This is a genomic window from Novosphingobium sp. THN1 (genome assembly GCF_003454795.1).
Lineage (GTDB): Bacteria > Pseudomonadota > Alphaproteobacteria > Sphingomonadales > Sphingomonadaceae > Novosphingobium.
Window position 1 is genome coordinate 441,089 of record NZ_CP028348.1, and the last position, 19,203, is coordinate 460,291.

At 65.8% G+C, this 19,203-nt stretch carries 22 protein-coding genes; 7 read left to right on the forward strand and 15 right to left on the reverse strand.

Annotated elements, in window-relative coordinates; translation table 11 throughout:
- Positions 1–5: 5 nt before the first annotated feature.
- From C7W88_RS19140 to C7W88_RS19180, 11 genes are all read right to left on the reverse strand, one after another.
- On the reverse strand, positions 6–1,133 hold the full coding sequence (locus C7W88_RS19140; RefSeq protein ID WP_118075896.1) for a CaiB/BaiF CoA-transferase family protein: 1,128 nt from the start codon (positions 1,131–1,133) through the stop codon (positions 6–8).
- Positions 1,134–1,198: 65 nt separating this feature from the next.
- Positions 1,199–2,119 (reverse strand): hydroxymethylglutaryl-CoA lyase, encoded by a 921-nt coding sequence (locus C7W88_RS19145; RefSeq protein ID WP_118075143.1) that lies wholly within the window; start codon positions 2,117–2,119, stop codon positions 1,199–1,201.
- The gene (gene leuD, locus C7W88_RS19150; RefSeq protein WP_118075144.1) at positions 2,116–2,721 is read right to left on the reverse strand and encodes a 3-isopropylmalate dehydratase small subunit; all 606 of its coding nucleotides are present in this window, start codon (positions 2,719–2,721) and stop codon (positions 2,116–2,118) included. The genes C7W88_RS19145 and leuD overlap by 4 nt, the downstream gene beginning before the upstream one ends.
- Positions 2,718–4,091, reverse strand: a complete 1,374-nt coding sequence (locus tag C7W88_RS19155) for a 3-isopropylmalate dehydratase large subunit (protein ID WP_118075145.1) — start codon at positions 4,089–4,091, stop codon at positions 2,718–2,720. The genes leuD and C7W88_RS19155 overlap by 4 nt, the downstream gene beginning before the upstream one ends.
- Positions 4,088–5,104, reverse strand: a complete 1,017-nt coding sequence (locus tag C7W88_RS19160; protein ID WP_118075146.1) for a zinc-binding dehydrogenase — start codon at positions 5,102–5,104, stop codon at positions 4,088–4,090. The genes C7W88_RS19155 and C7W88_RS19160 overlap by 4 nt, the downstream gene beginning before the upstream one ends.
- A 4-nt stretch (positions 5,105–5,108) precedes the next feature.
- Entirely contained in the window at positions 5,109–6,737 is a 1,629-nt protein-coding gene (locus tag C7W88_RS19165; RefSeq protein ID WP_118075147.1) for an FAD-binding oxidoreductase, read from the reverse strand.
- A gap of 125 nt (positions 6,738–6,862) precedes the next feature.
- Positions 6,863–7,303 (reverse strand): FAD-binding protein, encoded by a 441-nt coding sequence (locus tag C7W88_RS24055; protein ID WP_240345107.1) that lies wholly within the window; start codon positions 7,301–7,303, stop codon positions 6,863–6,865.
- The gene (locus tag C7W88_RS19170; protein ID WP_240345108.1) at positions 7,291–8,256 is read right to left on the reverse strand and encodes an FAD-dependent oxidoreductase; all 966 of its coding nucleotides are present in this window, start codon (positions 8,254–8,256) and stop codon (positions 7,291–7,293) included. The genes C7W88_RS24055 and C7W88_RS19170 overlap by 13 nt, the downstream gene beginning before the upstream one ends.
- Positions 8,253–8,612 carry a hypothetical protein gene (locus tag C7W88_RS19175; RefSeq protein WP_118075148.1) on the reverse strand — a complete coding sequence of 120 codons (360 nt, stop codon included), beginning with the start codon at positions 8,610–8,612 and terminating at the stop codon, positions 8,253–8,255. Before C7W88_RS19175 ends, C7W88_RS19170 begins: the two co-directional genes overlap by 4 nt.
- Positions 8,609–8,776: a hypothetical protein gene (locus C7W88_RS24935; protein WP_370073280.1), complete on the reverse strand. Its 168-nt coding sequence runs from the start codon at positions 8,774–8,776 to the stop codon at positions 8,609–8,611. Before C7W88_RS24935 ends, C7W88_RS19175 begins: the two co-directional genes overlap by 4 nt.
- Entirely contained in the window at positions 8,725–9,861 is a 1,137-nt protein-coding gene (locus tag C7W88_RS19180; protein ID WP_370073281.1) for a class I SAM-dependent methyltransferase, read from the reverse strand. The genes C7W88_RS24935 and C7W88_RS19180 overlap by 52 nt, the downstream gene beginning before the upstream one ends.
- A 101-nt stretch (positions 9,862–9,962) precedes the next feature.
- Here C7W88_RS19180 and C7W88_RS19185 point away from each other — a divergent pair, with 101 nt between their 5' ends.
- Genes C7W88_RS19185 through C7W88_RS19215 form a run of 7 tightly spaced genes read left to right on the forward strand, consistent with a single transcriptional unit; the run spans position 9,963 to position 15,694 of the window.
- Positions 9,963–10,271: an REDY-like protein HapK gene (locus C7W88_RS19185; protein ID WP_118075149.1), complete on the forward strand. Its 309-nt coding sequence runs from the start codon at positions 9,963–9,965 to the stop codon at positions 10,269–10,271.
- The gene (locus tag C7W88_RS19190) at positions 10,268–11,089 is read left to right on the forward strand and encodes an SDR family NAD(P)-dependent oxidoreductase (RefSeq protein WP_118075150.1); all 822 of its coding nucleotides are present in this window, start codon (positions 10,268–10,270) and stop codon (positions 11,087–11,089) included. Before C7W88_RS19185 ends, C7W88_RS19190 begins: the two co-directional genes overlap by 4 nt.
- A 1-nt stretch (position 11,090) precedes the next feature.
- Positions 11,091–12,491 (forward strand): MmgE/PrpD family protein, encoded by a 1,401-nt coding sequence (locus C7W88_RS19195; RefSeq protein ID WP_118075151.1) that lies wholly within the window; start codon positions 11,091–11,093, stop codon positions 12,489–12,491.
- Positions 12,492–12,534: 43 nt separating this feature from the next.
- A complete protein-coding gene (locus tag C7W88_RS19200) occupies positions 12,535–13,425 on the forward strand; it encodes a VOC family protein (protein WP_118075152.1) in 891 nt (296 codons plus the stop codon).
- Entirely contained in the window at positions 13,425–14,267 is an 843-nt protein-coding gene (locus C7W88_RS19205; RefSeq protein ID WP_118075153.1) for an alpha/beta fold hydrolase, read from the forward strand. Before C7W88_RS19200 ends, C7W88_RS19205 begins: the two co-directional genes overlap by 1 nt.
- A gap of 4 nt (positions 14,268–14,271) precedes the next feature.
- Positions 14,272–14,934 (forward strand): hypothetical protein, encoded by a 663-nt coding sequence (locus C7W88_RS19210; protein ID WP_118075154.1) that lies wholly within the window; start codon positions 14,272–14,274, stop codon positions 14,932–14,934.
- Between the two features lie 31 nt (positions 14,935–14,965).
- On the forward strand, positions 14,966–15,694 hold the full coding sequence (locus C7W88_RS19215) for a hypothetical protein (protein ID WP_118075155.1): 729 nt from the start codon (positions 14,966–14,968) through the stop codon (positions 15,692–15,694).
- Positions 15,695–15,700: 6 nt separating this feature from the next.
- On the opposite strand, the gene C7W88_RS19220 is transcribed toward C7W88_RS19215, so the two are convergent.
- From C7W88_RS19220 to C7W88_RS19235, 4 genes are read right to left on the reverse strand one after another with little or no spacing between them, the layout of a single operon-like run.
- Positions 15,701–16,714 carry an NAD(P)-dependent alcohol dehydrogenase gene (locus tag C7W88_RS19220; protein ID WP_118075156.1) on the reverse strand — a complete coding sequence of 338 codons (1,014 nt, stop codon included), beginning with the start codon at positions 16,712–16,714 and terminating at the stop codon, positions 15,701–15,703.
- On the reverse strand, positions 16,711–17,637 hold the full coding sequence (locus C7W88_RS19225; RefSeq protein WP_118075157.1) for a polysaccharide deacetylase family protein: 927 nt from the start codon (positions 17,635–17,637) through the stop codon (positions 16,711–16,713). The genes C7W88_RS19220 and C7W88_RS19225 overlap by 4 nt, the downstream gene beginning before the upstream one ends.
- Entirely contained in the window at positions 17,634–18,521 is an 888-nt protein-coding gene (locus C7W88_RS19230) for a polysaccharide deacetylase family protein (protein WP_118075158.1), read from the reverse strand. Before C7W88_RS19230 ends, C7W88_RS19225 begins: the two co-directional genes overlap by 4 nt.
- Positions 18,521–19,201 (reverse strand): isochorismatase family protein, encoded by a 681-nt coding sequence (locus C7W88_RS19235; protein WP_118075159.1) that lies wholly within the window; start codon positions 19,199–19,201, stop codon positions 18,521–18,523. Before C7W88_RS19235 ends, C7W88_RS19230 begins: the two co-directional genes overlap by 1 nt.
- Between the last annotated feature and the right edge of the window lie 2 nt (positions 19,202–19,203).

Sequence of the window (19,203 nt, forward strand, 5' to 3'; positions counted from 1 at the left end):
TTGTTTCAGGCGGTTTCTACGGCACCCTGGCCGATCAGCTCGTCGATGCGCTGCGCCGGGTAGCCAAGCTCTTGCAGGATCGCGTGCGCATCGGCGCCGGGCTGGGGCAGGGCGACGCTGCCACCGGGACGCTTGCCGCTCATTTCGAGCGGGATCGTCGGCAACCGGGTCTGCTTGCCGCTGTCGAGCGTGACATCCTCAAGCCCGCCCGAGGCCAGTTGCGGATCGTCGAACATGTCTTCGGGACGGCCGATCGGCGCGAACGGAAGGCCGGTGCCTTCCAGCTTGGCGACGATTTCGGCCCGGGTCATCGACGCCATCAGGACGCGGATCTGCGGCAGGATGCGGTCACGGGCGAGGACGCGCTCGTTGTTGGTGCGGATCGCCTCGTCGGCCCAGAGATCGTCGAGTTCGAACAGCGCGCAGAACTTCTCCCACAGGCTGTCGGAGACGACGCCGATGAACACCGGCTCGTCCTTCGTCTCGAACACGTCGTAGATCGCCCAGGCCGAGATGCGCGCAGGCATCGGCGCGGCGGCGTTTCCGGTGACGGCAAACTGCGCCATGTGCTGGCCGACGAGATAGACCGTGGTTTCAAACAGGCTGGCGACGACCTTCTGGCCCTTGCCGGTGCGATGGCGCTCTTCCAGCGCGGCAAGGATGCCGATCACGCCGAACATGCCGCCGGTGACGTCGACCACGCTGGACCCAGCGCGCAGCGGGCGGCCCGGAGGCCCGGTCATATAGGCGAGGCCACCCATCATCTGCGCCACTTCGTCAAGCGCGGTGCGGTCTTCGTATGGACCGGGCAGGAAGCCCTTTTCCGAGCAGTAGATCAGGCGCGGATTGATGGCTGAAAGGTCTTCGAACGACAGGCCAAGCCGGTCCAGCGCCCCGGGGCGGAAGTTCTCCACCAGCACATCGGCACTGGCGCACAAGTCACGCGCCACGGCCTTGCCCTCGGCCGATTTGAGATCGAGGCAGATCGAGCGCTTGCCGCGATTGTACATCGGGAAATAACCGGCGCCCGAGCCGAGCAGGCGCCGCGTGCGGTCCCCGCCGATGGGCTCGATGCGGATCACCTCCGCGCCAAGCCCGGCAAGGATGTGGCCGACCGTAGGCCCCATGACCATGTGGGTGAATTCGATGACCTTGATTCCCGCAAGCGGTGTCGGGCCGGTCTGTTCCTGAGCGGCGGTCAACGGGCAATCCTTTCGGCGTAATCGAGCATCGGGCCTGCATCGGGAGTGAAGCCGTAGAGCGGCTCTTGCGGCAGGGCCTCGGCCAGAATGCTCCGCACAGCGAGCAGCTTCTCAAGGTCGATGCCGGTCTTAAGCCCCATCGAGTTGAGCATGAGCACGAGATCTTCGGTAACCAGATTGCCCGAAGCGCCCGGCGCATAAGGACAGCCGCCAAGCCCGCCCAGCGAGGAATCGAGCGTGGTGATGCCTTCATCCAGACCCGCCAGCGCATTGGCGAGGCCGAGGCCGCGCGTGTTGTGGAGGTGGAGCGTGGTCAGCTTGTCGGCGCCCACCGCTGCCTTGACCTTCCGCACCAGGCGGCGGACCTGCGCCGGGTCGGCATAGCCTGTGGTGTCCGACAGGCTTAATTCCTGCGCGCCCGCTTCGGCGGCAGCCACGGCGAGGCGGACGACCTGATCTTCGCTCACGGCGCCCTCGATGGTGCAGCCGAATGCGGTGGAAAGGCCCACGGCGAAGTGAACTCCGCCTTCGCGGGCGATGCGGGCAACCTCGGCGATTTCAGCCAGCATCGCAGGATGATCCTTGCGGACGTTGCGCTGCGAATGGGTCTCGCTCATCGAGAACGGGATCGACATGCCGTGCACGCCCGCTTCCACCGCCCGCGCCGCACCCTTGGCATTGGGGACGAGCGCGACGACATTCAGCCCTGCGATCCCGCGCGCGAAGGCGACGATCTCGGCCGTATCGGCCATCTGCGGCAGCAGGCTCGGCGGCACGAAGCTGCCCACTTCGATCTCGCGCACCCCGGCGGCGGCTTCGGCGGCGATCCACGCCTTCTTGGCCGCGGTCGGCAGCACAGCCTTGATCGATTGCAGGCCGTCGCGCGGGCCGACTTCGGAGACGAGTATCTGGGTCATGCAGCTTTTCCGGCGTAGATCCATGGACGGCGGGCGCGGTCGGCAGCGGTCCATGCGTCGATTTCGGTTAGAGACTTGAGCGTCAGCGCGATGGCGTCGAGCCCTTCGAGCAGCATCTGGCGCGGCTCTTCCTCGATCGTGAAGGCGTGGGGCTTGCCGTCAGCCGTCACGGTCTGCGTCATCAGGTCCACATCAACCGTCTGCCACCCCAAGCTATCGACCACGGCGCGGTCCAGCGTGACCGGCAGGATGCCGTTGCGGATGCAGTTGCCGCGGAAGATCGGCGCGAAGCTTTCCGCGATCACGCAGCGGATGCCATATTCGACAAGCGCCCACACGGCGTGTTCGCGGCTAGATCCGCAGCCGAAGTTCGCCCCGCCGAGCAGGATCTGCGCCCCCTTTGCCTGCGGCTGGTTGAGCGGGAAGGCGGGATCGGGCGTCCGCGCAACGGCGTCGGTGTAGCGCCACGGCGCAAACAGGCCATCGGCAAGGCCAGTGCGCCCGGTGCTTTTCATCTCGCGGCTGGGGATGATCGCGTCGGTATCGACGTTGTCGCGAAGCAGCGGGACGGCGACCGACGTCAGCGTGGTGAACGGCGTCATCGTGACAGCTCCCGCGGATCGGCTATGGCACCGGCAATCGCACTGGCAGCGACCGTTTCCGGGCTGGCGATGTGGGTGCGGATGCCGGGGCCCTGGCGGCCTTCGAAATTGCGGTTGGTGCTGCTGATCGTGCGGGAGCCTTGCGCGAAGCTTTCGCCGCCGGCATAGAAGCAAAGCGAGCATCCGCTGGCGCGCCATTCAAACCCGGCGGCGGTGAACACCTTGTCCAGCCCTTCGGCCTCTGCCGCGCGCTTGACGGCGGAGCTGCCGGGCACGACCAGCGCCTTCCTGATCGATGGTGCAATGTGCCTGCCCCGCAGCAGATCCGCCGCGCGGCGCAGGTCAGACAGGCGCGCGTTGGTGCAGGACCCGATGAACGCAGCGTCGATCGGCGTACCGAGCAAGCGCTGGCCCGCCTCCAACCCGATATAGGCGTGGGCACGGTCAGGTCCCTTGGGCACGGTGCTGGTCACTGCCATGGAGTGTTCGGGACTGGTGCCCCAGCTTACCATCGGCGCGATCGAGGCGGCGTCGATCACGATCTCACGGTCGAAAGTGGCGCCCTCGTCGGTGGTCAGCGTCGCCCAGTAGGGCGCGTCGAAGCTGACTGGGGCGTGCCGACGGCCCGCAAGGTAGGCGTAAGTCTTCGCATCCGGCGCTATGATCGCGGTCATGGCCGAGAACTCGGTGGCCATGTTGCACAGGGTCATGCGCCCTTCGATGTCGAGGGCGGTGACGGTATCGCCCGCGAACTCCACCACGTGACCCGCGCCGCCGCCTGCGCCGTAGGTCGCCAGCAGATGCAGCGCCATGTCCTTGGGCGTGACGCCGGGGGCAAGCGCGCCAACGAAGGTAACGCGCATCGTGCGGGGGCGGTCGAGCCTCAGTACGCCGGTCGCCATCGCATGTTCCGCCTCGGACGAACCGATGCCCCAGGCGAACGCGCCAAGTGCCCCCTGCGTGCAGGTATGGCTGTCTGGCGCGACCAGCGTCGCGCCGGGCAGGACGACGCCCAGCTCCGGCGAGATGACATGGGTGATGCCCTGGTCGGGATCGTTCACGTCGAACAGGGTGATCCCTGCCGCCTGCACCGCCGCGCGCGTTTCGGTGATGAAGGCACTGCCGCCCGGCATCAGCGTATCATCGCCGCGGCCGATACGGGTATCGACGATGTGGTCCATCACCGCGAAGACCCGCGCCGGATCGCGCAACGGGCGCCCGTTCGCCGCCATCGATTTCAGGGCCGATGCTCCGGTGCGTTCGTGCAGGAACACGCGGTCAATGGCGATCAGGTGTGCGCCGCCGGCGGTCTGCGCCACATGGTGCGCATCCCAGATCTTCTCGAACAGGGTCTTGCGCGCAGCGGTCATCGGTCAGCCAGATCGACCACGACCTTGCCCATCGACTTGCCCGAAAGCAGCCGCTCGATCCCGTCGTAGATGCCTTCAAGCCCCACGTTGCGCTGGCTGTCGAACTGCACGCGCAGCATTCCGCGCGCATAGAGATCGAACAGACGCTTGCGGGCATCGTCCCAGTAGGGCGTGAGCAACCCGTTCATGAAGCCGCGCACCGATGCGCCCTTGTAGTAGATGGCGTGGGCAATGCGCGGGGCGGTGACGATCTCGGGCTTGCCTTCAAGGTCTGCCGCTGCGCCGCCGACGACGAGACGGCCATGGTTGGCAAGGTTGGCCAGGAAGGCATCGAAGATCGTGCCGCTGACGGTATCGACGGCAACGTCGATCCCGCGCGGATACTCTGCAGCGAGCACCGCGCCGACGTCTTCCGAACGGTAGTCGATCACCCGCTCGGCCCCGAGCGAGGACACGAACGCGCACCTTTGAGGCCCGCCCGCCACGCCGATCACGCGGCAGCCTTTCAGCACGGCAAGCTGGACCAGCAAGTGGCCAAGGCCGCCCGCCGCCGCCGAAATCGCAACCGTCTCGCCGGTCTTCACTTCACCGATCTGTTCCAGCGCGACGAGCGCGGAAACGCCGGTCGAAGCCAGCGCGAGATACTCGCGCGTGGCCGCGGGCGCGGCGGCGAAGTTTGACGCCGCGCTGGTATTTGCTTGCCGATAGCCACCGGTGAAGCGAACCGACACGGCAGCGTCGCCCACGGCAAAGTCCTTCACGCCTTCACCCACCGCTTCGACCACGCCGATTGCCTCGACGCCGGTAAAGGTCGGCAGGGCGATCTTCACATAGTCGACCAGGTTGCGCGCGATCTGCGTGTCGAAGATCGCATTCACGCCGCAGAACAGGTTGCGCACCCGGATCTCGCCACGCTGTGGTGCCGTGACCGGCAGCTCGACGATGTCCGCACCTTCGCGGAAGGAAGGCGCAATCCGTTCAAGCCGGATCGCGCGGTAGGTCTGCTCGCTCATCGGCTCAGTTCCGGCCTTCCCGGATGGGGAAGCCGAGGCAGCCCGGATTGAACACGCCGCGCGGGTCGACCACGGCCTTCACGGCATCGAGCACGTCCTTGAACGCCTCGTCACGGCTTTCGCGATAGGCGGTGTAGGCGCGGCCGATCTGGAAGTGCGCAGCGCCATACTTCTTGCAGATCGCCTTCACGTGCTCGCGCGCCTCGGTGACGACGACGGTCGCCTCGGCATTGGGGCCAAGCTGCTTGAGGTTCTTGAGATGCGCCGGTTCCACCATCGCTTCGTGGATCGGGCGGTAGCCTTCGGGCCAGAAGAACACCGGCTCGATCACCAGCGCGGTGGTCGAAAGCGAGGAGAACAGGAAGCCGTTGTGGATGCCGTGCTTGTCGAAGGTGTCCTTCATCGAATCGAAGTAGGCGCGGATTTCGGCAAACATCGGGGCGGCGGTGGACAGCGAGGCCTGGCCATGGACCGGTGCCCAGCTTTCGCCTTCGGGGCCGAGGATCGAGTTCGGCGCCGGGAAGGGCATGGCGCGGATGACCTTGGCGATCGAGTTCTCGATCTCCACGCCCTCGAACCGTGCGGCGATCTCGCGCGCGGTGGCGATATCGGCGGCAACCGCTTCCTTGCAGCGGCCCTCGGCCGTGATGTGCAGCGGGTATTCCTCTTCGGGAATGAAGTTGCGCCCGCCGATGGCGATCTTGGCCGCGGCGAGCAGGCCCTTGCCGAAGGACTTCTCCTTGGCGATGACCTTGCCCAGCGTCTTCACGTCGCTCGCCATCGACATGCGCTTCATGCGCACCTTGGTGAGGCCGGGGTCGAACCCGCAGGTTTCCGATGCGATGCCCGCGCGGGTCATCTCGGCCAGTGCCTCCAGCATGATCTCGCCGGTCTTGAACGAGAACGAGACGGAGTCCTCGAAGGCCGGGTTGCGGATCAGGCGCAGGGTGATCTCGGCCTTGATGCCCAGCGTGCCGGAATCGCCCATGAACAACCCGGCAAGGTCAGGCCCGTAGTGGCGATAGTGCGGCGTATCGCCATCGGGGCCGCGTGCGCCGGTGCGCAGCGTGCGGCCATCGGCAAGCACCATGGTGATCGCCACCACGCTCTCGCTCGACGTGCCGTAGTGGCCCGCGCCGAACATCGCGTTGAGCTGCGAGAGGCCGCCGCCGATGGTCGACCAGATGCCCGACATCGGACCCCAGAAGGGCGTGCGCAGCCCATGTGGCTTGAGCGCTTCGTTGAGCGCGAGCCAGGTGCACCCGGCCTCGACCGTCACGGTCATGTCTTCCGGGCTGACGCGCAGCACGCGGTCCATGCGGCGCATGTCGAGCGTGATCGTGCTGTCGGTGGCAGGGGTGTAGCTGCTGGTATAGCTCATGCCCGCACCGCGCGGCGCGATGTCGACACCGGCATCGTTGGCAGCGGAAACCACTGCGGCCAGCTCTGCGGTGTTGGCAGGTGCCACCGAGAGCATCACGCAATGATCGGCGCGTGACCAGATGTCCTCGCTGAACAGGCGCAAGGTGGCCTCGTCGGACGTGACATGCTCGGCACCGACGATGGCTTCGAGGCGGGTGCGCAATTCTGCGGGCGCGGGGGCAATGCGGCTGAGGGTCATGCTGTCGGCCATGGTGGTTATCCGCTCTCGGTCCGGACGCAGGCTGTCAGCGCCGGAATCAATTGTTAATGGAATATGTCAAAGCAGCGCCCGCACTGCCGGACTGCGGATTGCTGTCCGACAGGCGGGGAAACTGTTCACGCTGCGGTCAATTGCCGGGCCTGGGCTGCTGCACTGAGACCGGCGAGACGACCGAATGTTACAGCCGTGGCAAGGCCCATGGCGGGCAGATACCCCCAGTGGGCCGGGCCGGAGACCGAACGTGCCGTACCGCCACCGGCGAACAGGTTGGGCAGGGCGCTGCCATCGGCGCGCAGGACGCGGGCCTGTCCGTCGATCTGCAGCCCGCCTTGCGTGTGGAAGATGGCACCGACAACCTTGACCGCGCGGTACGGCGCAACCGGAGGCAGGTCCGACCCCCAGATTCGGCCCTGCGCATCGGCCTCCCCGCTCGCCTGCGCCGCATGAGCCTCGGCAAGGGTTGCGGCAAGGGCCTCAGCCGGCACGCCGATCAATCGGGCCAGTTCCTCGGGCGTTTCGGCCTTGCGCGCGGCGTTCAGTGCGATCAGCTGCTGCATTTCGGGATGTAGTCGGTCTTGGCTTCGATCCGCGCATCGAACACCACCCAGACATGTTCACCCGGCTGGGCGAGCACCGGGTGGACCATCCCGGCAATGTCCTCGACCTCATTGGTAAAGCGCTCGCCCGCGATGTTCACCAGTATGCCACCTTCGACCGGCACGCCCGGCGGCACTGGAATGCCCTGCGGCTCCGTAAGCATGGCGTAGCCCTGATAGGCACCCATGTCGCCGAATGCCGCGCCCAGCTTTTCGCCAACGACAATGCCGGTGCCCTGGCTGCCTTCATGGCCGTTGTTCCGCGCGTGGGATACGTCGGGCATGTGCTGCGCCATCATCGCGTGGTTCGCGGCAAAGCCCCCGCAGGCAAGGATCAGCGTCTCGCAGCCAACCAACTCCTGCGCGCCATCCGGTCGTTCAAGCGTGACGCCGTGGATGCGGCCGTCTTCATCGGCGTGCACCGCAACCAGCTTCGCGCCGAGCAGAACGTCCACCCCGGCGTCGTCCAGCCTGCGGTGGAGCAGGTCGACCATGTCCTGCCCGCCATGCCCGCGCCAGCCATGGACGCGGAAGGTGGAATTGCCATAGGCGGGGCGGAAGCCGGTATCGAGCTCCCATGGCAGGTCGAGCGTCTCGACCATCCAATCGACCGTCGGCCCGGCGTGGTCGGCAATGGCGCGGGCCAGCACGGGATCGGTCAGGCCTTGGGTCTTGGCCATGATGTCGGCGAAATAGGTGTCCGCGCTGTCCTCGATGCCAAGGGCGGCCTGCGCTTTCGTTCCGGCGGCGCAGATCAGGCCCTGGCTCATGCCGGTGCTGCCCATCGGGCGCTCGTCCTGTTCCACCAGCAGCACCTGCGCGCCGGCGTGATGGGCCGAAAGCGCGGCGATACAGCCGCAGGCGCCGCCGCCGATGACCAGCACCGGGATGACGTATTCGAAGTCCGGAATCATGCCTCGCGCGCCAGTTCTTCGCCGACATCGCCCGAAGCGACCTCGGCAGGCGACATCACCGCCTCGTTTTCCTGCTGCACGATGCGCAGGATGCGGGCGATGAACTCCTGGTTCCACATCTGGCGTTCGGCCGACGCGGCGCGATCGGGCACGAAGGCGTCAATCTCGCCCGGCGTCAGCACGCCCTTTTCCAGCAGCAGGCGCTCCAGCGTATCGCTGCGCTGGCGGGCCACGGCCAATTCCTGCGCCATGGCCATGGTGATGGCGAGGACGCGCTCGACCTGCGGTTCGAGGAAGTAGGGGCGCTTGCCCGCAGGCTTAGCGCCTGCTCCGGCGAGGGCTTCGGCAAAGCTCATGCCACGGCTCCGATTACATGCCATGCGGCCTTGCGGCCATAGTCTTCGGTGTCATCCTCTTCCGCATCGGGGAAGAGTTCGCGATCGACCACGCCGGTCACCCCGCCGTGGATCAGCTTGTCACGCTCGAACCCGGCGGCGACCATCTCGGCGTCGAGGTCCATCTCGTGCATCCGGCTCCAGAACGGCTCGTTGTTGTAGAACGCGTCCCAATCGCGCATCGCCTGTTCGAACAGCGGCATTTCGGGGCGTACTGCGGCTGCTCCACATGCAGCACGATGCCGCCGGGCTTCAGCAACCGGCGCGTCTCGGCAAAGATCGCGCGCAGGGCCTTGGTCGAAAGCTCGTGCAGGAACATCGTCGTCTGGATCCAGTCGAAGCTGGCGTCCGGATAGATCGACAGGTCCTCGCCGCTGGCCTGGACGAAGCTGATGTTGTCGACGCCAAGCGACTTGGCGCGGGCCAAGCCATAGCGCAGCACCGGCGCGCCAAGATCGACCACGGTCATCTCCGCTTCCGGAAAGGCCTGCGCCAGCGGCAGCGAGGAATGGCCGACCGTGCCGCCGATCTCGAGGATCTTCTTCGGTTTGAAGTCCGGCAGGTTGCGCCTGACCCACTTGACCACGGCATGGCCGCCGCCATCGGAATACTTGCCGAGCAAGCCCCCGGTGGTGACGAACCCGGCGTGATCGTAGTTCGCGCCGTTCACCGCATCATCGGGGAAATATTCGGTGTGGTAGCTGCCGGGCATGCAGTGATGATCCACCGCCGAGACATAGCGCGGGATCGGCAGCGCAGGATCGAGCGACAGGCGCGGATCGCCTTCGGTCAGCTCTGTCGTCACAGCGTTCAGCCGCTCACGCTGGCGCAGCGCGGTCCAGCGCCCGGCCTGCTGGCGCTGTTCCATCGTCATGCGACGCAGGGCCGACCACGTCTGGAAGGCAGGGTCTTCAAGCAGCGCGCGACGCGCCTCGTGCCGGTCTGCCATCGGACGGCCATGCTGTGCCTCAAACGCGGGAACGACGCGGGCCTCGAACGCCGCCTTGACCCCCGGAACCACGCGCGCGGCGAGGTGCCGGTTCATCTGGGCGAGGAAGTTGATTCGCTCGATCTCATCATGGTTGGTCTGCGGGAAAACCGCGTGGCGACCAATGACGCGAAAATCGGGAGGACCGTCGTAACCCGCGCTAGGATCGTTCGGCGCCGGGGATTCAACGGGGTTGGATGGGGTATCTGCTGAAGAACTCACGGCCTTCCTCTTCGGTTGCTTACGCAGGCTGCATTCACTGGATGCCGGGAAACAGATCGATCCACCGATTTGACCGGCAGGCGACAAAGCGAGGGACGACGATGCACATTTTTGCCGTTTTCAACCTGAAGCCGGGCGTCTCCGAAGAGGACTATCTGGCTTGGGCGCGCAGCACGGATCTGCCCACAGTCAACGCCTTGCCATCGATCGCCAGCTTCCGTGTGTTCCGCACCACCGGCGTGATGGGCGGCGATGCCAAGCCGCCGTTCGGCTATATCGAAGTGCTTGATATCGCCGACATGGCCCAGTTCGAAAAGGACGTGTCGTCCGCCGCGATGGGCGAAGTCGCCGCCGCCTTCAACAACATGGTCGAAGTCACGTTCCTCACCACCGAAGAGGTGGTGGCGTGAAGTTCGCAGGCAAGGTTGCGGTCATCACAGGTTCGGGCCGCAAACAGGGCCTGGGCGAGGCGATAGCGCGCCGCCTTTCGGAAGAAGGCGCAACCGTGGTCATCGCCGACATCGGCGGATCGCGCGATTCGGCCACGCCCGATGCGATGATCGGCGCCGAGGCGGAGATGCGTGAAGTGGCCGAATCGATGCCGGGCGCTGCCTCGACCTTTTCCTGCGACGTGCGCGATCCCGATCAGGTGCGCGCGCTGGCTGCTCACGCTGTCGCCGCGCACGGTTCGCTCGATATCTGGGTGAACAACGCCGGCATCGGTTACATCATGAAGCCGCTGGGTGAGGTCTCGGCTGACGACTGGCGCGCAGTGATCGACGTGAACCTGACCGGCGCATGGTTCGGCCTGCAGGCTGCGGCAGAGATCATGATTGCGCAAAGGAAGGGCGGGCGCATTGTCAACATCGCCAGCCAGGCGGCGAAATCGGGCTTCCCGCATGCGCAGGCCTATACGGCTTCAAAGCATGGCCTTGTCGGGCTTGTCCGCTCGGCCTCGATCGAGCTGGGCGCGCACGGCATCACCGTCAACAATGTCTGCCCGAACCATGTGACCACCGGCCTTGGCAAGTGGCAGAACGAACACTTCGCCGCCGTGCAGGGAATCAGCGTCGAACAGTACCTAAAGAACATGGCGGCGCGCATTCCGCTTGGCCGTCCCGGCCTGCCCGAGGATACCGCCAACGCCGTGGCGTTCCTGTGCTCGACAGAAGCCTCGTACATCACGGGTGAAAGCATGAACGTGTCCGGCGGCGAGGAGCCGCACTGACATGACCGAGACCGATGGGGCCGGGGCCGCCCTGACCGAGCTCGCAAATCCGGCGCACATCCTGATCGATCATGCGCTGTCGCTGCGCTGGGCAGACCTGCCGGAAGCCACGCGCAGCCGCGCCAGGACCTTCCTGCACGATTCGCTCGCCGTCGGCGTGGCGGGGCGCAATGCAGCGCATGCCGATGCGGTGCTGGCGATGGTGCAGGGCTGGGGCGCAGGCGAAGTAGCAGGCGTGCTCGGTCGTCCCGGCCTGCGCCTGCCCGCGCCATCGGCGGCCTTCGTCAATGCCTTCCAGATCCACGGGCAGGAATACGACTGCGTCCACGAACCGGCCGTGCTGCACCCGATGGCGACCGTGCTTGCGGCCTTGCTGGCAGAGGCGGCGCGAGGCGATGCAGTCGACGGCGAACGATTCCTGACCGCCATCGTCGCCGGAGTGGATGTGGCGGTAACGCTCGGTCTTGCTGCGCCCGATGCGCTCAAATTCTTCCGTCCCGCGACGGCGGGTATCTTCGGCTGTGTTGCGGCCATTGCCTCGCTGCGAGAGATGCCTCGGGACAAGGCGCTCGCCGCCTTCGGCCACGCGCTGGCGTTTGCCTCGGGCACAATGCAGGCTCACCTTGAGGGCAAGCCCGCGCTGCCGGTGCAAGTGGCGAATGCGGCGCGCGGCAGTCTCGTCGCTGTCGACCTTTCAAACTACGGGATGCCGGGTGTCACCCGGCCATTGGACGGACCCTTCGGGTACTTCCCATTAATGGAATTGCGCGAGGTCTTGGCACCTGCACTGGCACGGCTGGGCACGGGGCATCGCATCACCGAAGTCAGCTGGAAGCCGTTCCCGACCGGCCGGGCAGGTCACGGCGGTATCGTGGCAGTGCAGCAGCTATGCCATGAGCAAGGACTGACGGTCGATGCGCTCGAACGGCTTGAATATCATGCGCCGCCGTTGATCCACCGTCTTGTCGGGCGGACAGCGCGCGAGGGAATGGAGCCCGGCTATGCGCGGCTGTGCCTGCCCTATCTGGCGGCGGTAACACTGCTGCGCGGCACGGTGACGCTGGCGGATTTCGGCAGGGAGGCGCTGGATGATCCGCAGGTGCTGGCACTGGCACAGCGGATCGTGGTGATCGCCGATGGCAATCCAGACCTCGCCGCCTTCGTGCCTGCGCTGGCGCGGGTGAAAACGGTGGAGGGCCGAGACCTGACGCAGCCAGTGACAGCGCAACTCGGTTCTCCCGAATGGCCGCTCACGCCTGCGCAGCACTTGGCCAAGGTCCGGGCTTGCCTGTCGTTCACCGGGCTTGCCTCTGCCGATGACGCCTTGGCGGAAGCCGTCGCCGGGCTAGACTGCGAAGCTGATGCCTTGGGTGCGCTGATCCGCAGCGGCGTCCTGTCCTGACCGCAATGCGGGCAAAAATATTGTTCAGTTTCAGGAAATTGCGATGACCTTGTTGAAATGCGCTACCCATGTCGTTGCCGATCTTGCCGATGCCGTGGCGCGATATGAGCGGTGGATGGACTACCGCGCGGTCGAGCAGGGCGCAGTCCCCGCCGACCTCGCGCAGGCATGGAGCGCCCCGGCAAGCGCCGGGCGAAGCTATGCCGTATTGCAGCCGGCGTCGGGTGCGGAGGTTTTCCTGCGCTTCGTCGAAGGCGATCCAGTTCCGGACTATGCACCGATACGCACCTACGGCTGGGCCGCGATCGAGCTGTGTGTGAACGATGTCGATGCGGTCCATGCAAGAATGCAGGAAAGCCCGTTCGAAGTGATCGGTCCGCCCCGCCCGCTTGACGGATTTGCCACGATCAAGCCCATGCAGGTGCGCGGAGACGACCTTGAAACCGTTTACCTGACGCAAATCCTGCAGCCTGGGCCGGATACTGGCCTGCCGGAACCGAAATCGCTGGTCGACCGGCCGTTCATCATGGTCCTGGCCTGCCCGGATCTGCGCAAGACGGCGCAATGGGTGAAGGACGTGCTCGGCCTGCCGATGATTGATCCGGTGGCGATCCGTTATACCATGATCGAAAAGGCGTTCGGCCTGCCGGACACGGCCAAGACCGAACTGACCACCGCCAGGGGTGCGGGCCAGGTGTTCCTCGAACTCGATCAGTACCCCGAAGCGGCGACCGAACGCCCGCGCCACAAAGGCGCACTGCCGCCGGGCGTGGCGATTACCACGATGCTCTATCCCGATTTTGACCGGCTTGAAGGCCATTGGGCCAGCGCCCCGGTCGCGCGCGAAGGCGCCGTCTATGGCGGCCGACGCACCGGCGTGCTGGTTACCCCGGAAGGCGCGCTGCTCGAGATCGTCGAAGGCGGAGAGATCTGATGGCTGCAACGCCGATCAAGCGCGGTTTCGTCGATGTGCCGCACGGGCAGATGCACTATCGCCATGCTGGCGACAGTGGCGAGCCGCTGCTGATCCTCCACGCCTCGCCCGGCAGCTCGCGCCAGCAGGTCCGCACTATCGAGGACTTTGCCGGAGAAGCGCGCGTCTTTGCCCCCGATACGCCCGGAAATGGTGACAGCGATGCCCTGTCCGATCAGGAGCCGACCATTCCCGAACTCGCCGCTGCGGCGCTGGCGTTTATCGATGCCATCGGGCTTGAGAAAGTGCGCGTCTATGGTTCGCACACCGGCGCGGCCATCGGCACCGAACTCGCCATCCTCGCGCCGGATCGCGTCTCCGCGCTCGTCCTCGACGGCGTGAGCCTGATGCAGGGCGAAGAGCTGGCCGACGTGCTCGCACGCTACGCCTTCCCCTTCGAACCGGATCTTGAAGGCGCTTACCTGATGCGCCTGTTCCAGTTCTGCCGCGATCAGTACATGTTTTTTCCGTGGTACAACCGCACCCGCGCCGGACGGCGCGATGGCGGCCTTGGCAGCGCGACTGATCTCCACGCCTGGATCACCGAAGTGATGAAGGCGGCCACCACCTACCACCTCAATTACCGCGCCGCGTTCAAGTGGCCTGCGGACAAGCGGATGCCGCTGCTGCAATGCCCGACTCTGGTGACGGCAGCCGTCAACGACCCGCTCTATGATTCCAGCGTCGCACTGGAAAAGCTGCTGAAGGACGGCAGCTTCGCAGAGCTGCCACGCCTCGATGCGGCGGATTTCCGATCATCGCGCAAGGCCGCGATGGACAGCTTCTTCGGCAAGAGGGCCTGAACCGATGGATACCGGCCTTTCCCTGCTGACGCTGCTGCACCTGCTGATCCCGATCTACTGGCTCGGCGGCGATCTTGGCGCGTTCTACGGCTCGCGCTTCATGATCGATCCGGCCCGTTCCGTGCCCGAACGCATGATGGCGCTGAAGATCCTCAACAACATCGACATGGCGCCGCGCACCACGCTGATCCTTGCCTTCCCGACCGGTTTCGGCCTCGCCGTGGCCAAGGGCTGGATCGACGTGCCTGGCTCTGCCGCCATCCTTGTGTGGGTGCTCGGCCTTGCCTGGCTGGCCCTGGCGTGGACCGTCCACCTCAAGCATGGGCCTGCGGGTGCGGGATACAAGCGCGTCGACATCGCGGTGCGCTATGTCGTGCTGGCGGGCCTGATCGGCAGCGGCGTCGCCGGGCTGGCCGGGGCGATCACGCTGCCGCTGTTCATCTCGCTCAAGCTGCTGGCGCTCGCCACGTGCATTTCCATCGGCCTGCTGGTCCGCCGCCAGCTGGTGCCGCTGTTCCCGGCGATCATTGCCCTGCGCGAGAACGGCCCGACGCCCGAGGGGGATCGCACCATCAAGGGCGTCATCGCCATCACCCAGCCAACCGTGATGGTGCTGTGGGTCGTGGTGCTGATCGCCTGCTTCCTCGGCATCGCCACGCCGGTCTGACCGGGCCACTCAATTCAAAGGGAGACTTCCATTGCAAAAGCATCGGACCATTTCCGGCAAGATCCAGTACACATCGCGCAAACCGGGCCGCGAAGGCGAAGAGCGCGGGCGCGAGGAGTTCACCTGGACGCATCACAGCGATGGCAAGCGCACCCTGCGCGCCCGCTGCGAGATCGACGAGCCGGCGCCGACCGTTCACCGCGATATCGTCTACAGCCTTGATGAGAACGACCGCCCGATGGACTGCTTCGTCCGCCTGGTGATCGGCGACGAGTTCATGGGCGCAGGCCTGTTCATCATCAACAAGGACACGGTCGAGTGCGAAAGCTATGGCCCGTCCATCGGCCGCATTTCGCAGACCGTGCAGATCGATGCGCCGTTCGACGGCTTCGGCACGCACCCGATCGTGGCTGACGCCTACATCACCCGCAAGATGGATCGCAGCAAGGGCCCGCACAAGCGCAAGTTCCCCTGCTTCCTGCCTTCGCCCGACCATCGCGGCGCCACCCCGCCGCTGATTTCGCGCACGGCCATCAACCTTGCCTATGTCGGCGACGAGACGGTGACGGTCGCTGCCGGCACCTTCGACTGCCACGTCTTCGAATTCTCGGACGAGGACGCCAGCATGATCTCCATCGGCGGTGAGGCGCACCCCGCCTATCGCATGTGGGTGACGGCCGACGATGACTCGATCTTTGTCCAGGGCGGCGTCGGCGGCTACATGCAGACCTGGTACGAGCTGATTGAGTTGAAGCGCTGAGGTGCGTCAGCCCACCTTTATCAGCACTTTGCCGAGGTGTGCCGCTGACTTGAGATAGCGGCATGCCTCGAGCGCTTCATCGAAGCTGAACACGCGGTCGACCACGGGCGCAAAGCCGGTGGCTTCCATCGCGCGGACCATGCGGGCGAGCATGGCGCGGCTGCCTTCGGCAATGCCCTTGAGCGTGATGTTCTTGCCGATGATGCCGCCGTAGTTGGGCAGCGGGCCATCGGCAGACCCCACGCCGATGATGACGATGCGAGCGTTGACCGCGCAGGCGTTGATCGACTGGGGCAGGGTGTGCTGGCCGCCGGTTTCGACGACGATGTCCGCGCCGCGTCCGCCGGTCTGGCGCTGCAGTTCGGCGGCCCAATCGGGGTGGGTGGCATAGTTCACGGTGTAGTCTGCGCCGAGCTTGCGGGCCTGTTCCAGCTTTTCATCGCTGGACGAGGTGATCGCGACGAACGCGCCATTGGCCTTGGCGATCTGCAGCGCGGCCATGGCGACGCCACCGGTGCCGAGCGCGACGACGAGATCGCCCGCGTGGACCTGACCGACTTCGACGACGGCATGCCAAGCGGTGAGCGAGGCTGCGGCGAGGGGCGCGGCGGCTTCGTCGCTCAGGCTGTCAGGCACCTTGACCAGCGCGGCGGCGGGGACCTTCACATATTCGGCCATCCAGCCATCGAGATTGGTGCCAAGATCTGCGCCGAAGTAGCGCATCTCGAACGGACCATCGATCCACGAGACGAAGTGGGCGAGGATCGCGCGGTCACCCACGGCGATGCCGGCAGCGCCTTCGCCGAGCGCGACGACTTCGCCCACGCCTTCGGAGAAGGGAATGCGGTCTTCGGCCTTTTTCGGGCCATAACGGCCTTCGAGGATCTGGAGGTCACGATTGTTGAGGCAGACGTACTTGACCTTGAGCACGGCTTCGCCGGGGCCGGCGACGGGCATGTCGCGCTCGGCAAGGGTCAGCGATTCAAGGCCGGTCTGGCCTCCGAGTTGATAGGCTTTCAAGACTGGCTCCTGTAGGAATCGAGAATGTCTGCGCCCCGTGCAAACCATGTGGCGGGGCGGGCTTTGAGATCGGCCAGCAGGCGCTCGAAAGCGTCCATGCGATAGGGCAGGCCGATGATGTAGGGCGTGAGGTGCAGCGGCAGCAGCCTGCCGCCGCCGCCGGGAGCATCGACCGCGGCTTCACCGGCCAGCCAGTCATGCGCGTCGAGGATCTGTTCGGCATAGCTGTCGACCGACTGCTGCTGCACGTTGATGATCTGCCGATCGGACAGTTCGTGGTTGAGCGGCAGGTTGACGAGGCCATTGGCAAAGGCCCACGGCACTTCGTCATTCGCCCAATCAACGCAGTATTCGATTCCGGCCTCGACCAGCAGGTCGGTGGTGGCAAAGCTCTGCGAGCGGGCGATGGAATGCCAGCCGCGCGGGGCCACCCCGGCAACGTCAGCCAAGGCGGCGATGCTGTCACGGATCAGGGCGCGTTCGGCTTCGACCGGAAGGGTCGAGGCGATCGTGCCGTTCATGTCGGTCGAGTGGGCGATCACTTCGTGGCCAGCGGCGATGATGTCGCGGATTACCGAAGGGTAGCGCTGCGCAATCGCGCCGTTGGCAGCGACCGAGACCTGCACGCCCGCCTTCGCAAAGGCATCGAGCAGGCGATAGAAGCCGATGCGCGTGCCGTATTCGCGGGCGGTGTAGTGGCGGTAGTCCGGATAGGCCGTCTGCATGTGCCCCGGCGCGCGGAAGGGCGTGTCCGAGGGCGTGATCGGGAACCATTCGAGGCTGATTACGATCCACGTCGCGACGCCCTTGCCGCCGGGCCAGGTGATCGGCTTGCGGGTGGGCATGGCCGAATAGGCATAAAGATCGTGATCGTAGCCTGCGCGGCGGCGCGGGTATGCGAGATAGGCGGGATCAAGGCTCATGCGGCTTCTCCCGTTTGAGCGGCGCGCCATGCGTCGGCGATATCGCCCGAGCGGGTGATCCAGGCGCGGCCATCGGCGGCGATGTGGCGCAGCACTTCCTCGAACGCGCCGATGCGGTGTGGCTGGCCGATCAGGTACGAATGGAGCGGGATGCACATGACCGTGCCCGATGGCTCGTCGGCCAGACGTTCGAACTGGCGGATCAGCGTGCGCGCGTATTCGCGCGGGCTCATGTTGTAGATGAAGAAGCCGTAGTGGTCGTTCACCTCGAGGCTGTAGGGCATCGAGATAAGATCGCCGCTGGCGGTCTTCACCCGCTGCGGCTGATCATCGTGATAGAGGTCGCAGGTATAATCGAGCCCGTATTCGGCGATCAGGTCAAGCGTGCGCGGGGTGTGGGTGAGCGCAGGGGCGAGCCAGCCGCGGATCGTTTGTCCCGTCGCTTCGCGCACGGTGCGGATCGAATCCTCGATGATCGCGCGCTCCTGCGCCTCGTCCATGCCGTAGGAATAGCGGGTGTTGTAGATGCCGTGGCTGAAGAACTCCCAGCCGCGCGCATTGGCATCGGCGACGACGTCGGGGTGGTGCTGGCACAGCGCGACCGAGAGGCTGACCGAGCCGGGGAAGCTGTGCTTGCTCATCACTTCGGCCATGCGCCAGTGGCCGACGCGGTTGGCGTGATCGCGGTGGGCATAGCCGACCACGTCCGGGTGAGGGCGGCCCCAAGACTTGCGGTGCGGGTTCGCGGGCGGATCGATCTCGTAGTATTCGAGGTTGGGCGAGACCCAGACCGCGACCTTCTTCTCGCCCGGCCATGAGAAGGCCTCTCGCCCGCGATAGGGCGAGAAGTCGTAGAGGCCGGGGTCGGCTTCGCCTTCACGCATCAGCGCGCCTCCAGCCAGTCGATCACGGTCTGCACCGGTTCGACATCGGCGTACTTCAATTGCAGGTCGGTGAGGTTGGCGAAGTGGTAGGACTCGTGCTTGTCGGCGCAGGTCTCGATGGGCACGATCGTGCGATAGCCGCGGCTGAGGCTGTCCACCGCCGTGGCGCGGACGCAGCCCGAGGTGGAGCCGCCGGTGACGACCACGGTATCGACCTTGTGCCACACCAGCAGGCTCTGCAGCGGCGTTTCGAAGAAGGCCGAGGGCATGCGCTTGGTGTAAATCATGTCGGCCGGATCGATCTCGCAGCGCTCGTCGAAGGCGTGGCGATCAGAGTCGACCTTGATGTTCTGCAGGCTGTCGGGCGTATTGGTGCGCGTGCCCCAGACGCCTGCGTCGCTGGCGTCCTCGGCATAGGCGACGTGCGTCCAGATCACCGGCATGCCCTTGGCGCGGGCGAGGCGGGAGATGGTGTTGGTGTGTTCGATCTGGCGCGGATCGGTTTCGTAGGCGGTCTTGTAGCGGTCGATCCGGGTGTAGGCGTTCTGGAAATCGACATTGACGATGGCCAGCTTCTCGCCGAAGCCGAACTTGGTGCGGGCCGGGTTGGCCATGACCTCCTCGAAGATCTGCTGTGCGGTCTTGCCTTCGCAAACCATCTTCGTGCCGATGATGCTCATTC